The 20,250-nt window shown below is 71.8% G+C and carries 21 protein-coding genes and 1 riboswitch; of the genes, 13 read left to right on the top strand and 8 right to left on the bottom strand.

The annotated features are described in order from the left end of the window. Positions 1 to 360: 360 nt before the first annotated feature. The gene (locus ACWCXB_RS30795) at positions 361 to 1,107 is read right to left on the bottom strand and encodes a cobalt-precorrin-6A reductase (protein ID WP_450727035.1); all 747 of its coding nucleotides are present in this window, start codon (positions 1,105 to 1,107) and stop codon (positions 361 to 363) included. A gap of 11 nt (positions 1,108 to 1,118) precedes the next feature. Between ACWCXB_RS30795 and ACWCXB_RS30790 the strand changes: the two genes are divergently transcribed. Further along, positions 1,119 to 2,246: a cobalt-precorrin-5B (C(1))-methyltransferase gene (locus tag ACWCXB_RS30790; RefSeq protein WP_450727034.1), complete on the top strand. Its 1,128-nt coding sequence runs from the start codon at positions 1,119 to 1,121 to the stop codon at positions 2,244 to 2,246. A 16-nt stretch (positions 2,247 to 2,262) separates the two neighbouring features. Here the strand turns inward: ACWCXB_RS30790 and cobJ are convergent, their stop codons facing one another. Genes cobJ through ACWCXB_RS30775 form a run of 3 tightly spaced genes read right to left on the bottom strand, consistent with a single transcriptional unit; the run spans position 2,263 to position 5,785 of the window. Then, positions 2,263 to 3,702 carry a precorrin-3B C(17)-methyltransferase gene (gene cobJ, locus ACWCXB_RS30785; RefSeq protein WP_450727045.1) on the bottom strand — a complete coding sequence of 480 codons (1,440 nt, stop codon included), beginning with the start codon at positions 3,700 to 3,702 and terminating at the stop codon, positions 2,263 to 2,265. A gap of 59 nt (positions 3,703 to 3,761) precedes the next feature. Next, entirely contained in the window at positions 3,762 to 4,403 is a 642-nt protein-coding gene (locus tag ACWCXB_RS30780; protein WP_450727033.1) for a precorrin-8X methylmutase, read from the bottom strand. Beyond that, positions 4,400 to 5,785: a cobalamin biosynthesis protein CobG gene (locus tag ACWCXB_RS30775; RefSeq protein WP_450727032.1), complete on the bottom strand. Its 1,386-nt coding sequence runs from the start codon at positions 5,783 to 5,785 to the stop codon at positions 4,400 to 4,402. The genes ACWCXB_RS30780 and ACWCXB_RS30775 overlap by 4 nt, the downstream gene beginning before the upstream one ends. A gap of 45 nt (positions 5,786 to 5,830) precedes the next feature. Continuing rightward, positions 5,831 to 5,975, top strand: a riboswitch (cobalamin riboswitch). 34 nt (positions 5,976 to 6,009) lie between these two features. On the opposite strand from ACWCXB_RS30775, the gene cobN reads away from it, so the two are divergent. From cobN to ACWCXB_RS30760, 3 genes are all read left to right on the top strand, one after another. Next, the gene (gene cobN, locus ACWCXB_RS30770) at positions 6,010 to 9,627 is read left to right on the top strand and encodes a cobaltochelatase subunit CobN (RefSeq protein ID WP_450727031.1); all 3,618 of its coding nucleotides are present in this window, start codon (positions 6,010 to 6,012) and stop codon (positions 9,625 to 9,627) included. A gap of 90 nt (positions 9,628 to 9,717) precedes the next feature. Further along, positions 9,718 to 10,278, top strand: a complete 561-nt coding sequence (locus tag ACWCXB_RS30765) for a DM13 domain-containing protein (RefSeq protein ID WP_450727030.1) — start codon at positions 9,718 to 9,720, stop codon at positions 10,276 to 10,278. 12 nt (positions 10,279 to 10,290) lie between these two features. Continuing rightward, positions 10,291 to 11,481, top strand: coding sequence for a methyltransferase (locus ACWCXB_RS30760; protein WP_450727029.1), 1,191 nt, complete (start codon positions 10,291 to 10,293; stop codon positions 11,479 to 11,481). A 109-nt stretch (positions 11,482 to 11,590) separates the two neighbouring features. On the opposite strand, the gene ACWCXB_RS30755 is transcribed toward ACWCXB_RS30760, so the two are convergent. After that, the gene (locus ACWCXB_RS30755; RefSeq protein WP_450727028.1) at positions 11,591 to 12,001 is read right to left on the bottom strand and encodes a rodlin; all 411 of its coding nucleotides are present in this window, start codon (positions 11,999 to 12,001) and stop codon (positions 11,591 to 11,593) included. Between the two features lie 56 nt (positions 12,002 to 12,057). Then, positions 12,058 to 12,468, bottom strand: a complete 411-nt coding sequence (locus tag ACWCXB_RS30750) for a rodlin (protein ID WP_450727027.1) — start codon at positions 12,466 to 12,468, stop codon at positions 12,058 to 12,060. 293 nt (positions 12,469 to 12,761) lie between these two features. Between ACWCXB_RS30750 and ACWCXB_RS30745 the strand changes: the two genes are divergently transcribed. The 3 genes from ACWCXB_RS30745 to ACWCXB_RS30735 all read left to right on the top strand — a co-directional run bounded on the left by ACWCXB_RS30745 (position 12,762) and on the right by ACWCXB_RS30735 (position 14,554). Then, positions 12,762 to 13,172 (top strand): rodlin, encoded by a 411-nt coding sequence (locus tag ACWCXB_RS30745; protein ID WP_450727026.1) that lies wholly within the window; start codon positions 12,762 to 12,764, stop codon positions 13,170 to 13,172. A 262-nt stretch (positions 13,173 to 13,434) separates the two neighbouring features. Beyond that, positions 13,435 to 13,674, top strand: a complete 240-nt coding sequence (locus ACWCXB_RS30740; protein ID WP_450727025.1) for a chaplin — start codon at positions 13,435 to 13,437, stop codon at positions 13,672 to 13,674. 109 nt (positions 13,675 to 13,783) lie between these two features. Then, the gene (locus ACWCXB_RS30735) at positions 13,784 to 14,554 is read left to right on the top strand and encodes a chaplin family protein (RefSeq protein WP_450727024.1); all 771 of its coding nucleotides are present in this window, start codon (positions 13,784 to 13,786) and stop codon (positions 14,552 to 14,554) included. A 70-nt stretch (positions 14,555 to 14,624) separates the two neighbouring features. Here ACWCXB_RS30735 and ACWCXB_RS30730 read toward each other — a convergent pair whose 3' ends face one another. Continuing rightward, complete coding sequence (locus ACWCXB_RS30730; protein WP_450727023.1) at positions 14,625 to 15,734, bottom strand: glycosyltransferase; 1,110 nt, start codon at positions 15,732 to 15,734, stop codon at positions 14,625 to 14,627. A gap of 425 nt (positions 15,735 to 16,159) precedes the next feature. Between ACWCXB_RS30730 and ACWCXB_RS30725 the strand changes: the two genes are divergently transcribed. The 5 genes from ACWCXB_RS30725 to ACWCXB_RS30705 all read left to right on the top strand — a co-directional run bounded on the left by ACWCXB_RS30725 (position 16,160) and on the right by ACWCXB_RS30705 (position 19,205). Then, positions 16,160 to 16,399 (top strand): chaplin, encoded by a 240-nt coding sequence (locus tag ACWCXB_RS30725; RefSeq protein WP_450727044.1) that lies wholly within the window; start codon positions 16,160 to 16,162, stop codon positions 16,397 to 16,399. 166 nt (positions 16,400 to 16,565) lie between these two features. Beyond that, positions 16,566 to 16,805 (top strand): chaplin, encoded by a 240-nt coding sequence (locus ACWCXB_RS30720; protein WP_450727022.1) that lies wholly within the window; start codon positions 16,566 to 16,568, stop codon positions 16,803 to 16,805. Positions 16,806 to 17,075: 270 nt separating this feature from the next. Continuing rightward, positions 17,076 to 17,885 (top strand): hypothetical protein, encoded by an 810-nt coding sequence (locus ACWCXB_RS30715; protein WP_450727021.1) that lies wholly within the window; start codon positions 17,076 to 17,078, stop codon positions 17,883 to 17,885. Positions 17,886 to 18,164: 279 nt separating this feature from the next. Then, a complete protein-coding gene (locus ACWCXB_RS30710; protein ID WP_450727020.1) occupies positions 18,165 to 18,452 on the top strand; it encodes a hypothetical protein in 288 nt (95 codons plus the stop codon). A 249-nt stretch (positions 18,453 to 18,701) separates the two neighbouring features. Continuing rightward, a complete protein-coding gene (locus tag ACWCXB_RS30705) occupies positions 18,702 to 19,205 on the top strand; it encodes a DUF5949 family protein (RefSeq protein WP_450727019.1) in 504 nt (167 codons plus the stop codon). Positions 19,206 to 19,279: 74 nt separating this feature from the next. Here the strand turns inward: ACWCXB_RS30705 and ACWCXB_RS30700 are convergent, their stop codons facing one another. Next, on the bottom strand, positions 19,280 to 19,414 hold the full coding sequence (locus ACWCXB_RS30700; protein WP_450727018.1) for a hypothetical protein: 135 nt from the start codon (positions 19,412 to 19,414) through the stop codon (positions 19,280 to 19,282). Between the two features lie 172 nt (positions 19,415 to 19,586). Between ACWCXB_RS30700 and ACWCXB_RS30695 the strand changes: the two genes are divergently transcribed. Continuing rightward, a complete protein-coding gene (locus ACWCXB_RS30695; RefSeq protein ID WP_450727017.1) occupies positions 19,587 to 20,231 on the top strand; it encodes a vitamin K epoxide reductase family protein in 645 nt (214 codons plus the stop codon). The last annotated feature ends 19 nt before the right edge of the window (positions 20,232 to 20,250 follow it).

Below are 20,250 nucleotides of genomic sequence, written 5' to 3'. Positions count from 1 at the left end.
CCACCCAGCCCGTCCGGCGCTTGAGGACGGACACCCCGGCCCACCCGGCGGCACCGGGTGCACACTCAGCCCGTCCGGCGTTTGAGGACGGACACCCCGGGCCCGCCCGGCGGTACCGGGTGCACACTCAGCCCGTCCGGCGTTTGAGGACGGACACCCCGGGCCCGCCCGGCGGTACCGGGTGCACACTCAGCCCGTCCGGCGCTTGAGGACGGACACCCGGGTCGCGCCCGCGGTATCGGCGCGCACAGCCCGTCCGGCGATTGAGGACGGACACACCGGCCCACCCGGCGGTACCGGGTGCACACTCAGCCCGTCCGGCGCTTGAGGACGGACACCCCGGCCCACCCGACGGCGCCGTCACGCCCGTGCCGCCACCCACTCCAGCGCCTCCGCCGGGGTCGCCGCCACCGGCACGCACTCCGGGACCGGTGGGCGGCGGACGACCACGACCGGGATGCCCGCCTCGCGGGCCGCGGTGAGTTTGGGGGACGTCGCCGCCGCGCCGCTGTCCTTCGTGACCAGGACGTCGATGCTGTGCCTGCGCAGCAGGTCCCGCTCGCCGTCGAGGGTGAAGGGGCCGCGATCCAGGAGGACTTCCATCCGCGCGGGGTGCGGGGGCTCGGCTGCGTCCACGGAGCGGACCAGGAACCACAGCTCGTCCAGCCCGGCAAAGGACGCCAGGCCCATGCGGCCCGTCGTCAGGAAGACGCGGCGGCCCAGGCCCGGCAGGGCGTCCGCTGCCGCTGTCAGTGAGTCGACGAGGTGCCAGTCGTCGCCCTCCACGGGGGCCCAGCCGGGCCTGCGCAACGCGAGCAGGGGAACATGGGCCTGGTCCGCGGCACGCGCGGCGTTGAAACTGATCGTCCCGGCGAAAGGATGGGTGGCGTCGATGAGCACGTCCACCTGGTGCTCGCGCAGCCAGGCGGCGAGGCCCTCCGCCCCGCCGAAGCCGCCGATCCGCACCTCGCCCCGGGGCAGCCGCGGCGCGGCGACCCGGCCCGCGAGTGACGTCGTCACCCGTACCCCCGGCCCGCACGCTCCCGCGTGCAGCGATTCGGCGAGGGCGCGGGCCTCCGTCGTACCGCCGAGGACGAGGATGTGCACGGGGGACCTCCATGAGTGAGCCTGCGGCCACGGGCGGACGCAGCGCCCAACTCAAGCACACCGGCCTGCGCCCCGGCTGGACCACCGGCGCCTGCGCGACCGCCGCGACGACCGCCGCGTACACCGCGCTGCTCACCGGCGACTTCCCCGATCCGGTGACGATCACGCTGCCGAAGGGGCAGACCCCGGCGTTCGCGCTGGCCGCGGAGGAGCTGGCCGACGGGTACGCGATGGCGGCCGTCGTCAAGGACGCCGGCGACGACCCGGACGTCACGCACGGCGCGCTGATCCGCGCGACGGTACGGGCCCTGCCCGCCGGTTCGGGAGTGGTGTTCCGGGCCGGGAACGGCGTCGGCACCGTCACCCGCCCGGGACTGCCCCTGGACGTGGGCGAGCCGGCGATCAACCCCGTACCGCGCCAGATGATGCGCGACCACATAGCGGAGGTCGCGGCACGCCACGGCGGCACCGGCGATGTCGAGCTGACCGTCTCCGTCGACCACGGCGAGGAGATCGCCCGTTCCACGTGGAACCCCCGCCTCGGCATCCTGGGCGGGCTGTCCATCCTGGGCACGACCGGAATCGTCGTCCCGTACTCGTGCTCGGCGTGGATCGACTCGATCCGGCGCGGCGTGGACGTGGCGCGGGCGGCGGGCCGTACGCACGTCGCCGGGTGTACGGGGTCGACGTCCGAGAAGACCGTCGTCTCGCTGTACGGCCTTCCCGAGGACGCCCTGCTCGACATGGGCGACTTCGCGGGCGCCGTGCTCAAGTACGTACGCCGGCATCCGGTGGAGCGGCTCACCGTCTGCGGCGGCTTCGCCAAGCTGTCGAAACTCGCAGCCGGGCATCTGGATCTGCACTCCGCCCGCTCCCAGGTCGACAAGGGCTTCCTGGCGGAGCTGGCCCGCGCGGGCGGGGCGGACGAGGCGCTGGCGGAGGAGGTCGCGACCGCCAACACGGGCCTCGCCGCGCTGCAGTTGTGCGCCGCGCGCGGCGTGCCCCTGGGCGACCTCGTGGCCGCGACCGCCCGCGACCAGGCGCTCGGAGTGCTCCGGGGCGCACCGGTCACGGTGGACGTGGTGTGCATCGACCGCGCGGGTGCGGTGGTGGGGCGCTCGTCGCCCAAGGGGCCGTGACCCGCGACAGCCGTTTCTAGCTCTCCGGATACGTGCGCGGGGTCCAGACGATCTCCTCGCCCGCCCCCCGCCGCACCGCACGGGTCTGCGACGAGCCGACCAGCAGCAGCGTCCTCATGTCGACCACCGACGGATCCAGTTCGGCGAGGCGCACGATCCGTACGCTCTCCTCCTGGCCGCCCACGTCACGTGCCACGACGACCGGGGTGTCCGGGGCGCGGTGTTCCAGGAGCAGCTCGCGGGCCTTGGCGACCTGCCAGGTGCGGCTGCGCGAGCCCGGGTTGTAGAGGGCCAGTACGAGATCGGCCGCCGCCGCGGCGCGCAGCCGCTCCGCGATGACCTCCCACGGCTTGAGCCGGTCGGAGAGCGAGATCGTCGCGTAGTCGTGGCCCAGCGGAGCACCCGCGCGAGCTGCCGCCGCGTTCGCCGCGGTGACACCCGGCAGAACGCGTACGGGCAAGTCCGCGTACGCATCCTGGGACGCCACCTCCAGCACCGCCGTGGCCATCGCGAAGACGCCCGGGTCGCCGCCCGACACCACGGCCACCCGCCGCCCGCGCCGGGCGAGGTCCAGCGCGAACTCCGCCCGCTCCGACTCCACCTTGTTGTCGGAGCCGTGGCGCCGCTGGCCGGGACGCACGGGCACCCGGTCCAGGTACGTCGTGTAGCCGACCAGGTCGTCGGCGGAGGCGAGGGCCCCCCGGGTCTCGGGGGTCAGCCACAGCGGCCCCGCCGGGCCGGTGCCCACGACGACGACCTCACCCTCGGGGCGCGCTGCCGGAGGCACCTCGTCGATACGGCTCGGCAGCACCGCCACCGAGAAGTACGGCACCGAATCCGGGTCCACGTCGGCCAGCCGTTCCGTGCGCTCGCCGTCCATCGTGGCGCGCTCGACGTACCGCGCGTCGCCGAGCCGCCCCGCGCGCTCCAGCGCACGGCGGACCGCCGGGAAGGTCCGCCCCAGCTTCATCACCACCGCCGAGTCGGTCGAGGCGAGACGGGCCGTCAGCTCCTCCTCCGGCAGCGTGCCGGGGATGATCGTCAGCACCTCCTCGGCCTCGCACAGCGGCTCACCGAGGCGCGCGGCGGCAGCGCTCACCGAGGTGACCCCGGGGATCACCTCGGTCGGATAGCGGTGGGCCAGCCGCTTGTGCATGTGCTGGTACGAGCCGTAGAAGAGCGGGTCGCCCTCCGCGAGCACGGCGACGGTCCGCCCCGCGTCGAGGTGCGCCGCGAGCCGCTCCGCCGCCTCCTCGTAGAAGTCGTTGAGCGCACCGCGGTAGCCGCCGGGGTGGTCGGTGGTCTCGACCGTGATGGGGTACATCAGCCGCTCCTCGATGTGGTCGGGGCGCAGATGCCTCGCCACGATCGAGCGGGCGATGGAACGGCCGTGCCGGGCGCAGTGGTACGCGACGACGTCCGCCTCCGCGACGGCCTCGACCGCCCGCAGGGTCATCAGGGACGGGTCGCCGGGACCGAGTCCCACTCCGTACAGTCGGCCGACCTGCTGCGTGCTCACTCTGCCTCACTCGCTATCGCGTTGATCGCTGCCGCGGCCATGGCGCTGCCGCCCCGCCGCCCTCGTACCACCAGGTGCTCGATGCCGCTGCCGTGTCCGGCGAGCGCGTCCTTGGACTCGGCCGCGCCGATGAAGCCGACCGGGACACCGATGACCGCGGCCGGGCGCGGAGCACCCTCCTCGATCATCTCCAGGAGCCGGAAGAGGGCGGTGGGCGCGTTGCCGACGGCGACGACCGAGCCTTCGAGGCGGTCGCGCCACAGTTCGAGGGCGGCGGCGCTGCGGGTCGTGCCGAGCTCGGCGGCGAGCGCGGGCACGGACGGGTCGGAGAGCGTGCAGATGACCTCGTTGTCGGCGGGCAGCCGCTTGCGGGTGACGCCGCTGGCGACCATCCGGGCGTCGCAGAGGATGGGCGCGCCGGCTCGCAGGGCCTCGCGTGCGCGGGCCACCACATCGGGGGAGTGGACGAGATCGCGGACCAGGTCGACCATGCCGCAGGCGTGGATCATCCGCACCGCGACCTGGCTGACGTCGGCGGGGAGCGCGGCGAGATCGGCCTCGGCGCGGATGGTGGCAAAGGACTGGCGGTAGATCTCCGCGCCGTCCTTCTCGTAGTCGAACACTGTGCTCTCGCTCATCTCGTGACGGTCGTTGTACGGGCCGCCGCAACCGCGTCGGCCAGGCCCTGGTCTGTCGGTACGTCGGCGCCGTGCACGGTCACCCGGTACGTGCCGGCCGCCGTGGCCACGACGTCCACGTACTCCCCGTGGGGATGCCCGCAGCGCCGCTCGCAGCCCGACCAGTACACGGGCAGCCCGCCCCGGCCGGGTGTCGCGTCCGCCCGTACGTCGGACAGGGACTTGGCGCACCCGGGCCGGCCGGTGCAGGCGCCGACGCCGTACCAGGGGGAGTCGGTGCCGGTGATGAACCCCGCCTGCCCGAGCGCGGCGAGCCGCTCCTCGGCCGCGTCCCGGTTCCCGAAACCGGGCACGACGACCCCGCGCCAGGGGGTGAGGCGTACGTGGCCGCCGGGCGCGGGGAGCAGCGCGCGCACCTGCGCGACGGTGAGCCGCCCGAGCGGCGCGAAGACGGACAGGGCCCAGGCGCGAGGCCCCTCCAGGACCCCTGGCAGGGTGCGCCCTGCGGGCGGGCTTGCATCGGTGCCGTCCGGTCGCCCGGTGTGTCCGACCTCCATCGCCGGACGGGCTTGGGGTGTGCCGGTACCGCGGGGCGAATCCGCGTGTCCGTCCTCGAACGCCGGACCGGCTTCACAGGCGATGCCCGCCGCCTCCAGATACGTCCCCACGGCAATGTCCTGCCCAGCGGGCAGCTCTCGCACCCGCCACGCCCCCGTGCCCGAGGCCTCCGCCGCCGCGAGGAATGCCTCGGCGGCCGCGAGGGCGGCCCGCGGGGCGTCGGCGGCCGGGACGCGGAAGGCGTGCCGGCCGACCCGTACGACCGCCGCACTCCCCGGCTCTGCGAGCAAGGTCACATCCGCGCCGAGCCCCGCCACATCCCCGCGCCCGTCGTCCAGGGCGAACAGGAAACGTCCGGACAGCCCGGCAGCCCAGGCGCTCGCGCACAGCAGCGCGTCCAGCTCGCGCGCCCACAACTGCACGTCGGCGCAGCCGAGTCCGTCGAGTCCGGCCAGCGGCGAGGCCACCACGTTCCGTACCCGCTCGTGGGTGTCGGAGGGGAGCAGTGCTGCCTCCCGGAGCAGCGCCGCGAGTTCGGCTCCGCACCCCTCGCCGAGTCCGCGCAGCTCCGCATTTCCCCGGGAGGTGACGGTCAGAGCACCGTCGCCCAGCGTCTCCGCCGCGTCGGCCAGAACAGTCAGCTGACGAAGTGTCAAAAGACCTGCGGGCAGGCGGAGTCGGGCGAGTCGCCCGTCGTCCGCCGGGTGCAGCCGCAGCGCACCCGGGCAGGCATCACCCCGGTCCCGTATGCGGGGTTCGCCCCGGTCCGGGGGTGTTGGCGGTGTGGGCGGCATGGCGGCGAGCATACCCACGTCCCTACCCATGTTCTTCGGGCGTCCTTCGAGGTGACCGCCCCCGCGGCCGGGGGCAGCCTCTACTATGCAGACGGCACAGGGTCCCAGGACCCTAGGGAGGAAGCCCGGTGAGAATCCGGCGCGGTCCCGCCACTGTGAACCGGGCCTCGTCCACGAGGTCCGGTGAGTCAGGAACTCCCGCCGTCCTACGACCACCCGGGGCGCGGACACCCCGAGGAAGGCCTGCGCACGCGATGACGCACGCGACGATCCTGCTGCTGTCGACCTCCGACACCGACCTGCTCAGCGCCCGCGCGGCGAACACCGGGGACGGCCCGGTGGCGTACCGGTTCGCGAATCCGTCCCGCCTCGCGCTCGACGACGTGCCCGCGCTCCTCGACGGCACGGACCTCGTCGTCGTACGCCTCCTCGGCGGCATCCGCGCCTGGCAGGAGGGCCTCGACCTGCTGCTCGCGCAGGAGCGGCCCGTGGTTGTCCTCACAGGCGAACAGGCCCCCGACGCCCAGCTGATGGAGGCCTCCACCGTCCCCATCGGCATCGCGGCCGAGGCGCACGCCTACCTCGCGCACGGCGGCCCGGCCAACCTGGAGCAGCTCGCCCGCTTCCTGTCCGACACGGTCCTGCTCACGGGCCATGGCTTCGAGCCCCCGGCCCCGGCGCCCACCTGGGGCCCCCTCGACCGCACCCCGCGCAGCACCACCGGCCCCACCGTGGCCGTGCTCTACTACCGCGCCCACCACATGAGCGGCAACACCGCCTTCGTCGGCGCCCTCTGCGACGCCATCGAGGACGCCGGGGGCCAGGCCAGGCCGCTCTACGTGGCATCCCTCCGCGCCCCCGAGCCCGAGCTGCTCGACCAGCTCCGCGATGCCGACGCCGTCGTCACCACCGTTCTCGCCGCGGGCGGCACCAGGCCCGCCGAGGCGCAGGCCGGCGGCGACGACGAGTCCTGGGACGCGGGCGCGCTCGCCGCGCTCGACGTGCCCGTCCTGCAGGCGCTGTGCCTGACCGGGCCGCGCAGCACGTGGGAGGAGAACGACGAGGGCCTGTCCCCGCTGGACGCCGCCAGCCAGGTCGCGGTCCCCGAGTTCGACGGCCGCCTCATCACCGTCCCGTTCTCCTTCAAGGAGATCGACGAGGACGGCCTCCCGGCCTACGTCGCCGATGCCGAGCGCGCGGCCCGCGTCGCCGGAATCGCCGTACGCCACGCCCGGCTGCGCCACATCCCCAACGCGGAGAAGCGCCTCGCCCTGGTCCTGTCCGCGTACCCGACGAAGCACTCGCGCATCGGCAACGCCGTCGGCCTCGACACCCCCGCCTCCGCCGTCGTTCTTCTGCGCCGGCTCCGCGACGAGGGCTACGACTTCGGTGCCGAGGACATCCCCGGCCTCGCATCGGGCGACGGCGACGAGCTGATCCGCGCGCTCATCGAGGCGGGCGGCCACGACCAGGACTGGCTCACCGAGGAGCAGCTCGCCCGCAACCCGGTCCGTATCCCGGCCGCCGACTACAAGCGCTGGTACGCCACCCTCCCGCAGGAGCTGCGCGAGCACGTGGAGCAGCACTGGGGCCCCGCGCCCGGCGAGATGTTCCTGGACCGCTCCCGCAACCCCGAGGGCGACATCGTGCTGGCCGCCCTGCGGCGCGGCAATCTGCTCATCCTCATCCAGCCGCCGCGCGGCTTCGGCGAGAACCCGATCGCGATCTACCACGACCCCGATCTGCCGCCCTCGCACCACTACCTCGCCGCCTACCGCTGGATCGCGGCCGCGAAGGACGACGGCGGCTTCGGTGCCGACGCGATGATCCACCTCGGCAAGCACGGCAACCTGGAGTGGCTGCCCGGCAAGAACGCGGGCCTGTCCGCCGCCTGCGCGCCCGACGCGGCGCTCGGCGACCTGCCGCTCGTCTACCCGTTCCTGGTCAACGACCCGGGCGAGGGCACCCAGGCCAAGCGCCGCGTGCACGCCACGCTCATCGACCATCTCGTCCCGCCGATGGCCCGCGCCGACTCGTACGGCGACATCGCGCGCCTGGAGCAGCTGCTCGACGAGTACGCGCAGATCTCCTCCATGGACCCGGCGAAGCTCCCGGCCATCCGTGCCCAGATCTGGACGCTGATCCAGGCCGCGAGGCTCGACCACGACCTGGGGCTCGACGACAGGCCGGACGACGACGGCTTCGACGACTTCCTGCTCCACGTCGACGGCTGGCTGTGCGAGGTCAAGGACGCCCAGATCCGTGACGGTCTGCACGTCCTCGGTGGCGCGCCGACCGGCCCGGAGCGCGTCAATCTCGTCCTGGCGATCCTGCGTGCCCGCCAGATCTGGGGCGGCACCCAGGCCCTGCCCGGACTGCGCGAAGCCCTCGGCCTCGACGAGTCCGCCGCGACCCGTACGACCGCCGACGAGGCGGAGGCCGCGGCCCGCGCGCTGGTCGAGGCGATGGAGGACGCCGACTGGAACCCGGCCGCCGTCGCCTCCGTGGCCGCGGCTCACGGGCAGCCGGTCGCCGACATCCTCGACTTCGCCGCCCGGCAGGTCGTCCCGCGCCTGTCCGCCACGACCGACGAACTCGACAACGCCGTCCACGCGTTGAACGGCGGCTTCGTCCCGGCGGGCCCCTCCGGCTCGCCTCTGCGCGGACTGGTCAACGTCCTCCCGACGGGCCGCAACTTCTACTCCGTCGACCCCAAGGCCGTCCCCTCGCGCCTCGCCTGGGAGACCGGCCAGGCCCTCGCCGATTCGCTGCTGGAGCGCTACCGCACCGACAACGGCGACTGGCCGACCTCCGTCGGTCTCTCCCTGTGGGGTACGAGCGCGATGCGCACCGCGGGCGACGATGTGGCCGAGGCCCTCGCCCTGCTCGGCATCCGCCCGGTCTGGGACGAGGCCTCGCGCCGCGTCACCGGCCTGGAAGCCGTCCCGGCCGCCGAGCTGGGCCGCCCGCGCATCGATGTCACGCTCCGCATCTCCGGCTTCTTCCGGGACGCGTTCCCGCACGTCATCGGCCTGCTCGACGACGCGGTACGGCTCGCCGCCTCGCTCGACGAGCCCGCCGACGTCAACCACGTACGGGCCCACGCCCAGGCCGACCTGGCCGAACACGGCGACGAACGCCGCGCCACCACCCGTATCTTCGGCTCCCGCCCGGGAACCTACGGCGCCGGCCTGCTGCAGCTGATCGACTCCCGCGACTGGCGTACCGACGCCGACCTGGCCGAGGTCTACACGGTGTGGGGCGGCTACGCCTACGGCCGCGGACTCGAAGGCCGCCCGGCGCGCGACGAGATGGAGACGGCGTACAAGCGGATCGCGGTCGCGGCGAAGAACACCGACACGCGCGAGCACGACATCGCCGACTCCGACGACTACTTCCAGTACCACGGCGGCATGGTCGCCACCGTCCGCGCCCTGCGCGGCACCGCCCCCGAGGCGTACATCGGCGACTCGACCCGCCCCGAGACGGTCCGTACGCGGACGCTGGTCGAGGAGACGTCCCGCGTCTTCCGCGCCCGGGTCGTCAACCCCAAGTGGATCGAGGCGATGCGCCGCCACGGCTACAAGGGCGCCTTCGAACTCGCCGCCACTGTCGACTACTTGTTCGGTTATGACGCCACCACCGGCGTCATCGCCGACTGGATGTACGACAAGCTCACCCAGACCTACGTCCTGGACCCCGAGAACCGGGAGTTCCTCCAGCAGGCCAACCCCTGGGCGCTGCACGGCATCGCCGAACGCCTGCTCGAGGCGGAGTCCCGCGGCATGTGGGCCAAGCCCGACCCGGCGGTGATCGAGGCGCTGCGCCAGGTGTTCCTGGAGACGGAGGGCGACCTGGAGGGCGACGACTGACACCCCGGACGCCGAGCCCGGGGCAGCCGTAAGACTTCCGTCACCGGCCGCAAGCGCCTACGGACCCCGCTGCCCCGCTTCAATGGGGGCATGAGAGCAGCAGCAGTCCTGAGGAAACCGCTCGTCGCCGTCGGCCTGGCGGTACTGGCGGCAGCGCTCGGCTTCGGCCTGTACTGGTTCCAGCCGTGGCAGCTGTTCGTCGACGAGACCGTACGCGAGGAGCTTCCGGCGGCGGCGCCCGCGAGCCCCGCCGGCCCCGCGGACCCGACCCGGACCCCGGGGCCGGCCGAGCCAAGGACCCTCGCCTCCGGTTCGTTCATCAGCCATGAACACGCCACCGAGGGCAAGGTCAGGATCGTCGAGCTCGCGGACGGCAGCCGCACCCTCCGGCTGGAGGGCCTCGACACCAGCAACGGCCCCGACCTGCGGGTCTGGCTCACCGACGCGCCGGTGAAGGAGGGCGTGGCCGGCTGGCGCGTCTTCGACGACGGCGCGTACGTCAGCCTCGGCAAGCTCAAGGGGAACAAGGGCGACCAGAACTACGTGCTGCCCGCCGACGTGGATCTGAGCAAGTACTCCAGCGTGGCCATCTGGTGCGACCGCTTCGACGTCTCCTTCGGCGCGGCGGAGCTCTCGAAGGCGGCCGCGTAGCCTGAAGGCACGATGAACACCTTCACCACGTCATGGGGCGACCTCGCGCTCACCCGATTTCCCGAGGACCCCCGTGACCAGCTGCGCGCCTGGGACGCCTCCGACGAGTACCTGCTGCGCCACCTCGCAGGCATGACGGGCGCCGAGGACGACGTGAGGCCCGCCGATCTGTCCGGCACCGTCGTCGTCCTGGGCGACCGCTGGGGCGCCCTCGTCACCGCGCTGGCCGCGCACCGGCCCGTGCAGATCACCGACTCGTATCTGACCCAGCAGGCGACCCGCGCCAATCTCGCCCGCAACCGCACACCGGCCGAGGCCGGCGCCGTACGGCTGCTGTCCACCCAGGACACCGCTCCGGACCGGATCGACGTCCTGCTGGTACGCGTCCCCAAGAGCCTCGCCCTCCTCGAGGACCAGCTGCAGCGCCTCGCGCCGCGTCTGCACGCGGACACACTCGTCGTCGGTACGGGCATGGTGACGGAGATCCACACCTCCACGCTGAAGCTGTTCGAGCGGATCATCGGCCCGACCAGCACCTCGCTGGCGGCGAAGAAGGCCCGGCTGATCTTCAGCACCCCGGATCCGGCCCGTACGGAGTCAGGGTCCGCCGCGGGCGAGCCCTGGCCGCGCCGCTACGACCTGCCTCCGGACATCGGCTTCATGGCCGGCCGGCCCGTCATCAATCACGCGGGCATCTTCTGCGCCGAGCACCTCGACATCGGCACCCGCTTCTTCCTCCAGCATCTGCCGCGCCGCCGTGGCCCGCTCCGCGCCGTGGACCTGGGCTGCGGAAACGGAGTGGTCGGTACGGCCGTGGCGGTCGCGAACCCCGAGGCCGACGTCGTGTTCACGGACGAGTCGTTCCAGGCGGTGGCATCGGCCGAGGCGACGTTCCGGGCGAACGCCGGCCCGACGGCGAAGGCCGAGTTCATCGTGGGCGACGCGCTGTCGGGCATGGAGCGCGAGTCCGTGGACCTCGTACTGAACAATCCGCCGTTCCATACCCACCGGGCCCTCACCGACAGCATCTCCTGGCGCATGTTCACCGGTGCACGCGCCGCGCTGCGCTCCGGCGGCGAACTGTGGGTGATCGGCAACCGCCACCTCGGCTACCACGTCCGGCTGCGCCGTCTCTTCGGCAACTGCGAGACCGTCGCGAGCAACCCGAAGTTCGTCGTCCTGCGAGCGGTGAAACAGCGCTGAGGCACCCGGTCGCCTGCCTGAAGGCCGCCTGACTCAAGGCCGCATGCCGAAGGCCCGGCCCGACGAGTGGTTCGTCGGGCCGGGCCTTCGACCGGAGCGGCAGGCAGGCTCAGTTGTTGCCGATGCCGTTGCCCGACAGCACCGGGATGCCGTTCGCCATGTGCGCGAGGGACTCGTCGCCCTTGGCCTGGGTCGAGTTCTCCGTGCACTGCTGGTTCTGCGGGTTCGCCAGGACGTTGACGTCCTGGACGGAGACCGGGACGAGGAGGCCGACGAGCGAACCGGCGTTGGCCTTGGCCGGCACACCGGCGCAGATCTTGTTCAGCGAGCCCTGGACGAGCGACAACTGCGGGCTCTGGTCGCCGAACGTGGCCGAGTTGCCGAACTCCGACCGGGCCTCGTTGCCACTCATCGACGTGGTGCCGGTGTCGTTGCCGACGGCGAGCGCCTGCGGCGCGGCAGTCAGGGCGACTCCGGCCACGGACGCGGTCACGGCCGCGGCTGCCCACACCTTCTTCATGGTGATTCCCTTCGAGCCTTCAGGATGCGTACCCCAGCAGGGAAGTGACGCGAAGATCAGCCGTTGTCCGTGCCGTTGCCGGACAGCACCGGGATGTCGTCCAGGATGTGCGAGAGCGGCTCGTCGCCCTTGGCCTGGGTCGAGTTCTCCGTGCACTGCTGGTTCTGCGGGTTCGCCAGAACATTGACGTCCTGGACGGCGACCGGAACGACGCCGACGAGCGAACCGGCGTTGACCTTCGCCGGCAGACCGACGCAGGGCTTGTTCAGCGAGCCCTGGATGAGCGCCATCTGCGGGCTCATGTTGCCGTACGTGGCCGAGTTGCCGAAGGCCTGCGAGGCGTCGTTGCCACTGAGCGACGTGGTGCCGGTGTCGTTGCCGATGGCCAGGGCCTGCGGCGCGGCCGCGGCCGAGGCACCGGCGAGGGACGCGGTGACGGCGGCAGCCGCCATAGCCTTCTTGATCACGACTGATCCCTTTCTGGGGTTATCAGGGGCTGCTGCGAGGGACTGTGAGAGCCGTTCCCGGAGCCCCCTGACCAACTCCACCCAGCGGAGTTGGTTCCTCCGCTTCACTCCAAAGGGCGGCGCGGATCGCCGCTCGGACCATTCGGCACCTCTCGGCATCTCACCGCGGCCGGCAATGCGGAAGGGACGGCTTGGGGCTGTTCGGGTGAAGTCCCGAAACCAAACCGGAGCCGTCCAGTTGATTCGGTGCGCAGACGAGGTCCAGTGTGCCCCTGCAGAAAGGTAATTCAGTGATGATCAAGAGGGTTATGGCCGCGGCTGCGGTCACGGCCTCCGTAATCGGTGTCTCCGCCGTTGCGGCGCCGCAGGCCCTGGCCATCGGCGACGACACCGGCACCACATCCGCCAGCGGTGTCGGTGCCTCGCAGGCCTTCGGGAACTCGGCCACGTACGGCAACATGAGCCCGCAGCTCTCCCTGGTCCAGGGCTCGCTGAACAAGCCCTGCATCGGTCTGCCGGCGAAGGCCAACGCCGGTTCGCTCGTCGGCGTCGTGCCGGTCGCCGTCCAGGACGTCAATGTTCTGGCGAACCCGCAGAACCAGCAGTGCACGGAGAACTCGACGCAGGCCAAGGGCGACGAGTCCCTGTCGCACATCCTGGACGACATTCCGCTGCTGTCCGGCAACGGCACGGGCAACAGCTGAGTCGTCGGACCGGCCTCCCCGGGCCGTCGCCCTCTTTCCGGCGCCGACGGTCCGCGCCCCTCCCGGGGCGCCGATGAGCATGTCGGGGAGCAGTTTTCGCCGCGATTACCGGAATGACGAGCCGGGGCGTCCGAGTGAATGCGCGGAGATTGATCGGCCGAGGGGTTTCTTCGACGGGCACTGCTCGTTGGTAGGGCGTCAGTGGCATTGCCCTGGTGGCATTGCCCCGATGTCGGCATATTCCAAACAGAAGGAATCCGAGATGAAGTACAGGAAGACTGCAACGGTTTTCGCGGGGATGGGGATGGTGATGGCCATGGGCATGGCCTCGCCGGCCCTCGCGGACTCCGGAGCGAGCGGCGCCGCAACCGATTCGCCGGGTGTGCTGTCCGGGAACGTCATCCAGGTTCCCCTGCACATCCCGGTGAACGTGTGCGGCAACACAGTCAACGTCATTGCCCTGCTGAACCCGGCGTTCGGCAACATCTGCGAGAACGACTGACATCAGTCATCGCGTTCAGCCCTGAAGGGTCGTTTTCCCCGGTCCTGAGGTGCACCGACCGGTGCACCGCAGGGCCGGTTCGCGAACCGAGAGCGGGAAAGACAAAAAGATGCGACAGGTCATCAGCAAGGGAATCCTGACGGCCGCGGCGGCCACCAGCATTCTGTCTCTGAGCAGTGCATACGCCAACGCGGACTCCCACGCCGACGGGGACGCCGTGGGCTCCCCCGGCGTACTGTCGGGAAACAACGTTCAGGCGCCCGTGGACGTGCCGGTCAATGTGTGCGGCAACTCCGTGAACATCGTCGGGCTGCTGAACCCGGCGTTCGGCAACAGCTGTGTCAACGCGTCGGACGATTCGGGGGCGGGGTCCGCGACCGCTGAAGGCGACGCGGTGGGCTCCCCGGGCGTCGGCTCCGGCAACAACGTCAAGATCCCGGTGGACATCCCGGTCAACGTCTGCGGAAACACCGTGGACGGCGCTGCCCTGGGCAACCCGGCCCTCGGCAACGTGTGCGGCAATGGTGAGACGGTGACTCCGGCGACGCCGAACACCCCGAACACCCCGGCGACGCCGAACACTCCGGCGACCCCGAACACCCCGGCGACGCCGAACACGCCGAACACCCCGGCGACGCCGAACACTCCGGAGACGCCGAACACGCCGGCGACTCCGGCGACTCCGGCGACGCCGAACACCCCGGCGGTGCCCGCCGTGACCACCCCGGTGGACCGGTCCGTCGACTCGTCCGGCACCTCCGGGCAGCTGGCCCAGACCGGCAGCGACGCGGGCATGCTGGCAGCCGGGGCTGTCGCAGTGGGTCTGCTGGCCGGCGGCTCGCTGCTCTACCGGCGCGGGACGGCCGCCGCGCGGCGCTGACGTGACCGCGTTTCCCGTGTGACTCCCGGCCGGGAGAGTCTTCCCCTCAGACTCTCCCGGCCGGTTCGTTTCACCCGGGCCGTACGTCGACCACATCGCGGTACACGTCCGCGACGGCACCTGCGGTGTGCCGTACGTCGTGGGTCGAGACGACGTACTGGTGGCCCTGGCGGCCCAACGTGGCGCGCAGCGGCGCATTGAGCAGCAGGTCTCCGATGGCCGTGGCCAGCGCGTACGGATCCTGGGACGGCCTCAGACAGAACAGCGCGTGCCCGGGTGGCAGGCTCTCCCGCGCCCCGTCGACATCGGTGACGACGACCGGCCGGCCGCAGGCCATCGCCTCCAGCGGCGTCAGCGCCATGCCCTCCCAGCGGGACGGCAGGACGACGAGGTCGGCCGCCCGGTACCAGGGCGCCGCGTCCGGCTCGGCGCCGGCGAACCGGACCGACGCGGGCGCGTTCGCGCGCAGCACCTCGGCGTCGGGCCCGTCGCCGACCAGGACGAGACAGGCGTTGGGCAGCCTGCGCAGGAGGTGCTCCCACGCGGCGAGCAGTACGTCCTGGCCCTTCTGCCGGCACAGCCGCCCCACGCACACGACGAGCGGCGTGGACTCGGGCAGGTCGGCGACCAGCGGGGGCAGGCCCCGCGGCCGGTCATCCGCTGCCGGCAGGAACAGCTCGGTGTCCACGCCGTTGCGGATGACCGTCCACCGCGCATCGACGCCCGCCCGCTCGCCGGTGCGCTGCTCCGCCTCGCTGACACAGACGATCCGGTCCGCCCAGCGCGCGCCGTAGCGCTCCCAGCCGCGCGCCAGCCGGGCGGTGATGCCGCCCACCGCCTCGAAGGACCAGGTGTGCGGCTGGAACACGGTGGGGATCCGGCCGCGCAGGGCGAGCCGTGCGGCCAGCCCGGCCTTGGCTCCGTGGGCGTGCACCACCTGCGGGCGTACCCGCGCCACGAGCCGGGCGAGCTGCAGGACTTCCTGAAGCAGCAGTGGCCCCGGCGCGGGCCCCGCCCGCCACGGGTGCACGTCGGCGCCCAGCGCGCGTACGGCGTCCGCGAGCACACCTCCCCTGGGGCATGCCACGGCCGCCCGGAGGCCGGCGGCGGCCTGGTCGGTCACGAGATCCGCGACCACCCGGGCGACGCCGCCGTCGACGGGCTGCACGATGTGGAGCACCGCCGGACGAAGGCCGTGCGTAGGGGCTTGCCGCGGCACGTGCAGATCTCCGCTCGTGTACTGGCCCGGGCCCGGGAACGACCGCGCTGCCACTGCTGTGCGTCGCTGCTCGGATCGAGAGGTCCGATTCATATCCGAGGGTATTCATATGGGCGGGCCGCAGGCCCACCGCTGGACGGTCGAATTCCATGAGGCGGGCAGCGCCCATGGAATTTCGTATGACTGACTCTCCTTGGCCCCGACGAAAACCGGCTTCCTATGTTTCTTCGTGGGTTCGGGGGGCGGAAGGGACTCTAGCCGCTTTCTGTCCGGAACCGCGGAGGGCGGCGTGCCTCGGATTAATCCATTCGGTGTTCGTCCGTATCCAGAGTTCGCGTGCCGTCGTTGATGGTTGTGCCTCATCGGTAACCCGGAAGGAAGAAATGATGAAGCGAATCGCCAAGTCGGTCGCGCTTGCGGGCACGGGTGCCGCCCTGGTCATGGGCGGTGCGGGCATGGCCGTCGCCGACAGCGGCGCGAGCGGCGGCGCCCAGGGCTCGCCCGGCGTTGGGTCCGGCAACGTGGTTCAGGTCCCGGTCCACGTTCCGGTGAACGTGTGCGGCAACACCGTCGACGTCATTGCCCTGCTGAACCCGACGTTCGGCAACTCCTGCAGCAACGCATGACGGGCGTCGGCACCCGTCGGCGCACCGCTGTCGGGTGCCGGCATTCGTATCGGCTGACCGGTGTTCACTCCTTCGGCCGCACAACCTGAGGGCCTCCGCCGCCGTTGAACCAAGGACCGGGCAGTCACGCACGGCAACTGAACATTTGATCAAGGAGTGCTTCTCCATGTCGCGTACCGCGAAGGCTCTTTTCCTGTCCACCCTCGCTGCCGCCGCTGTCGCGGGCACCGCCGGAATCGCCAGCGCCGACAGTGGTGCCGAGGGCGCTGCGGCGCAGTCGCCGGGCGTCCTCTCGGGCAATGTCGTCCAGGTTCCCGTCCACGTGCCGGTCAACGCCTGCGGCAACACCGTCAACGTGATCGGTCTGCTGAACCCGGCCATCGGCAACGCCTGCGTCAACGACTGATCGCCCCTACGGCGATTCCCGGGCCGCTCTCCCCGCCACGGCGGGGGGAGCGGCCTTTTCGCCATGTCCGGCGCGTGCTCCCCCGAATGGCGGGCGCGGCACCGCATTGCGCGACACGCCGGGCGATCAAGCTCTGACCAGTACAAACGCGCCGATGTGCCGGAGGGGTCCGGATGGTCCCGAACACATAGCGCACTCGTTCGGTTGCGGTCGGCATCCGCGGCTCGCACGGTGAAATCAAGATCCGTCGATCACCGAAAGGGAATTTTCATGCGTGCACTGGCACAGCGCCGCATCACCACGACCGCCCTCTCTCTCACCCTCCTTCTCGGGGCCGCAGGCCCCGCCGTTGCCGCCCAGCATCAGGCGCCGCGCGCCGTCGCCGTCCAGGACGGGGCAGGCTCTGTCCTCGCGCGGGCCGACGCGGCCGGCAGCGTCGGCGGTGTGGTGACACCCGTCAACGAACTGCTCGAAGCCGTCCTGGCCGCCGACAACGGCCGGCTCACCGCCGAGAAGGCGGCGGAGTACGCCAAGGAGATCAAGGCGGCCATCGCCGCCGCGACCTCCGAATCGGCACCGTCGACGCAGGTTCCGCAGAATCCGGCTGCGGAGAAGCCCGCGGCTCAGCCGGTGACAGGCGTTCCGGCTGCCGTGGTGGGTGCGCCCGGCGTCACGGCCGCGGCGGATGCGGTGGACGACGCGCTGGCTGCGCTGCAGACGGCGGTGGACGCGCTCATCGCGGCGGCCACCTCGGGTGACGTCACTGCGATCGCCGCAGCGGCGGATGCGGTGGCGAAGGCTCTCGGCGATCTCATTGAAGCCGTGCTGCTCGCGAACGGCCTCCCGGAGGCCAAGCTCCCGGAGGCGAATAACCCGGAGGCGCAGCTCCCGGAGGCCAAGCTCCCAGAGACGAGCACCCCGGAGGCGAATCTTCCGGAGGCCAAGCTCCCCGAGACGAGCACCCCGGAGGCGCAGCTCCCGGAGGCCAAGCTCCCCGAGACGAGCACCCCGGAGGCGAAGCTCCCGGCGGCGCCGCCCGTGGAGAACACGCAGCCCGTGTATTCGGTGCCCGAGGGCTGAGCCCGGCTCACTCCCGCGTTACCGTCCGATCGGTCGTGCCGACCCTTTCCCGGGGTCGGCGCGACCTTTTTGGCGCGCTCCGGCATCTGATACGAATATTGGCTCGGGTCGCTTCATTCGGGTGGGAATGCGCGAATCCCCGGGCTTCGGAGTTTCTGACGCGGTGACGGTTCGTTACGGATACGTAGCAGCACGACAGGCAGTCACAAGCATCCGCAATATGCCTGAACCGTAGATCACGTGCGCGCCGACACGCGTTGCCGAAGGAGAGATTCACTGATGAAGCCCATGAAGGTCGCTGCGGTCATTGCCGGTTCCCTGGTGGCCGCGGGTGGTGCCGCCCCGGCTTTCGCCGCTTCCGACCTCACCCCGAACAGCCTCAACGGGGCGGTGGAGACCGTCGCGAGCCGGACCGCGGCCGCTGCGGAGCCGCTCGCGAACGAGACGCTGGACACGGAGAAGGAGGGCTCGCTGTTCAACGCCGTGCAGGACGCCACCGGCGACCTGAACAAGGCCGGGGCGGGCGCCCCGAGCGGGCTCCTCGGCGGACTTCCCGTGGGTTCCTGACCGCAGGTGGCGAATCATCCGACGGAGTTCCGGGGGCTGCGCCGGACGGGCGACGCCACCGGTGCGGTTCCGGGCCGGCCCGGCGGAACGGGGGTTCCGCAGGGCCGGCCCCTTTGCCGCCCGCCGGTCCGCTGCGCGGGTGCGTACGAGCGAGCGAGCGCGACCCCTTCGGGGTAATCCGCGGCCGGGCTCCCCCGCGAAGGTGACGCGGAAGCCCGGAGGATCCCGATAAGTCGCTAAGGTCCGACGGTGACCTCAACCTCCGGCGCTGTACGCGCCTTCCGCCCGGCCCAGTTGGGCACCCTCGTCGTCATCGCCTGGAGCGGCGAACATCCGGACGACGAGCGCGACATGCCGTTCCTGCTGGCCTACTCGCTCGGCGACGGCGACGGCGGCCCCGAAGGGGTGGAGGCCGCCGCCAGGATGGTGCTCGACGAGATCGGGCTGCCGATCGGCGCCGACTACGTGGACGCCGCCCAGGCCGTCGGCCTCCCCGTCACGCTCCTTGTCGAGGCGGGCCGCGCCGTCCTGACGCTGCCTCATCTCACCGCCCAGTGCACGGTGCCGCCGGAGTGGCTGGCCGCGGTGCGGGACCGTGGCCATGTCTACTTCCTCTTCGCCACCCGCGCCTGGCCGGAGGCGGTTCCCGGGGCGCCGGTCACGGAGGAGCAGCTGCGGGATTTCGTGGGCGACGAGGCGATGCTGTCGACGGCGGCGCACTGCCTGCTGCCGGTGCGTCAGCTGCGTGGGTGAGGTGATCGCGCACGCCGAAAGGCCCGACGGGCGGTGGTGCGACCGCCTGCCGGGCCTTGGTTACGCCGTGCGGATCAAAGGGGCTGGGATGCGCTCGCCGAGCAGGAGGCCGCGGAGTGCGCGACCGCCCGGGTGGCCTCGGCGAGCCTGAGTGTTATCCCGGTGCTCTTGGCGGCGGCGGCCGCCGGGTGGCGAAGCGTCAGCTTCATGATCGAGCTCCTCGATACAAGGGTCAGGGACAATCGCGACGCTAATCGGAATCTGACGATCCGTCGCGTTGGACGAGGGGGCGATTACTGCGTGTGCGCATCGGCCCAGGTGGGCGGCGGCCCGTGGAAACGAACTTTTGGACTGTCAGGAGAGGGACGCAGGGGCACGGACATGGAGACACGGACAAGGACACGGAGCGTCCCGCGCCCGGCGGCGGCGCCGGACGACGCACCGTCAGATGCGGTCGGGGGAACCCGTGGTTTCGCCTGGCTGCTGATCATCACGGGCGCGGCGGGACTGCTCGCGTCGTGGGTCATCACGATCGACAAGTTCAGGCTTCTCGAGGATCCGGGCTTCACGCCGGGCTGCAGCCTCAACCCGGTCGTGTCCTGCGGCAACGTCATGAAGAGCGAGCAGGCCGCGGCCTTCGGCTTCCCCAACCCGATGCTGGGTCTCGCCTCGTACGCCGTCGTGATCGGCGTCGGCGCCGGCCTCCTGGCGGGCGCCCGCTACCGTCGCTGGTTCTGGCTGGCCCTCAACGCCGGCGCGCTCTTCGGCGTGGCGTTCTGCACCTGGCTCCAGTTCCAGTCGCTGTACCGCATCAACGCGCTGTGTCTCTGGTGCTCGCTGGTCTGGGCCGCCACGATCCTGCTGTTCTGCTACGTCACCCGGCACACCGTCCAGCACCGGATGCTCCCTGCGCCGGCGGGTCTGCGCAGCGGCCTGCGCGAGTTCGGCTGGGTGCCGCCGGTGCTGTGGACGGGTGTCATCGGCATGCTGATCCTGACGCGCTGGTGGGACTTCTGGATCAGCTGACGTCGGACGATCGGCCGGG

The organism is Streptomyces sp. NPDC001514 (assembly GCF_053597075.1).
Note: the sequence above shows the minus strand (reverse complement) of the source record. Positions and strands in the feature narration are given on the sequence as shown.

Coding starts and splice junctions, on each gene's coding strand:
- ACWCXB_RS30760 (WP_450727029.1), top strand. CDS start 10,291: ATGAACACCTTCACCACGTCATGGGGCGACCTCGCGCTCACCCGATTT.
- ACWCXB_RS30725 (WP_450727044.1), top strand. CDS start 16,160: ATGAAGCGAATCGCCAAGTCGGTCGCGCTTGCGGGCACGGGTGCCGCC.
- ACWCXB_RS30740 (WP_450727025.1), top strand. CDS start 13,435: ATGAAGTACAGGAAGACTGCAACGGTTTTCGCGGGGATGGGGATGGTG.
- cobJ (WP_450727045.1), bottom strand. CDS start 3,702: ATGACCCTGCGGGCGGTCGAGGCCGTCGCGGAGGCGGACGTCGTCGCG.
- ACWCXB_RS30720 (WP_450727022.1), top strand. CDS start 16,566: ATGTCGCGTACCGCGAAGGCTCTTTTCCTGTCCACCCTCGCTGCCGCC.
- ACWCXB_RS30790 (WP_450727034.1), top strand. CDS start 1,119: ATGAGTGAGCCTGCGGCCACGGGCGGACGCAGCGCCCAACTCAAGCAC.
- ACWCXB_RS30715 (WP_450727021.1), top strand. CDS start 17,076: ATGCGTGCACTGGCACAGCGCCGCATCACCACGACCGCCCTCTCTCTC.
- cobN (WP_450727031.1), top strand. CDS start 6,010: ATGACGCACGCGACGATCCTGCTGCTGTCGACCTCCGACACCGACCTG.
- ACWCXB_RS30775 (WP_450727032.1), bottom strand. CDS start 5,785: ATGGGTAGGGACGTGGGTATGCTCGCCGCCATGCCGCCCACACCGCCA.
- ACWCXB_RS30780 (WP_450727033.1), bottom strand. CDS start 4,403: ATGAGCGAGAGCACAGTGTTCGACTACGAGAAGGACGGCGCGGAGATC.
- ACWCXB_RS30710 (WP_450727020.1), top strand. CDS start 18,165: ATGAAGCCCATGAAGGTCGCTGCGGTCATTGCCGGTTCCCTGGTGGCC.
- ACWCXB_RS30700 (WP_450727018.1), bottom strand. CDS start 19,414: ATGAAGCTGACGCTTCGCCACCCGGCGGCCGCCGCCGCCAAGAGCACC.
- ACWCXB_RS30695 (WP_450727017.1), top strand. CDS start 19,587: ATGGAGACACGGACAAGGACACGGAGCGTCCCGCGCCCGGCGGCGGCG.
- ACWCXB_RS30755 (WP_450727028.1), bottom strand. CDS start 12,001: ATGAAGAAGGTGTGGGCAGCCGCGGCCGTGACCGCGTCCGTGGCCGGA.
- ACWCXB_RS30735 (WP_450727024.1), top strand. CDS start 13,784: ATGCGACAGGTCATCAGCAAGGGAATCCTGACGGCCGCGGCGGCCACC.
- ACWCXB_RS30765 (WP_450727030.1), top strand. CDS start 9,718: ATGAGAGCAGCAGCAGTCCTGAGGAAACCGCTCGTCGCCGTCGGCCTG.
- ACWCXB_RS30745 (WP_450727026.1), top strand. CDS start 12,762: ATGATCAAGAGGGTTATGGCCGCGGCTGCGGTCACGGCCTCCGTAATC.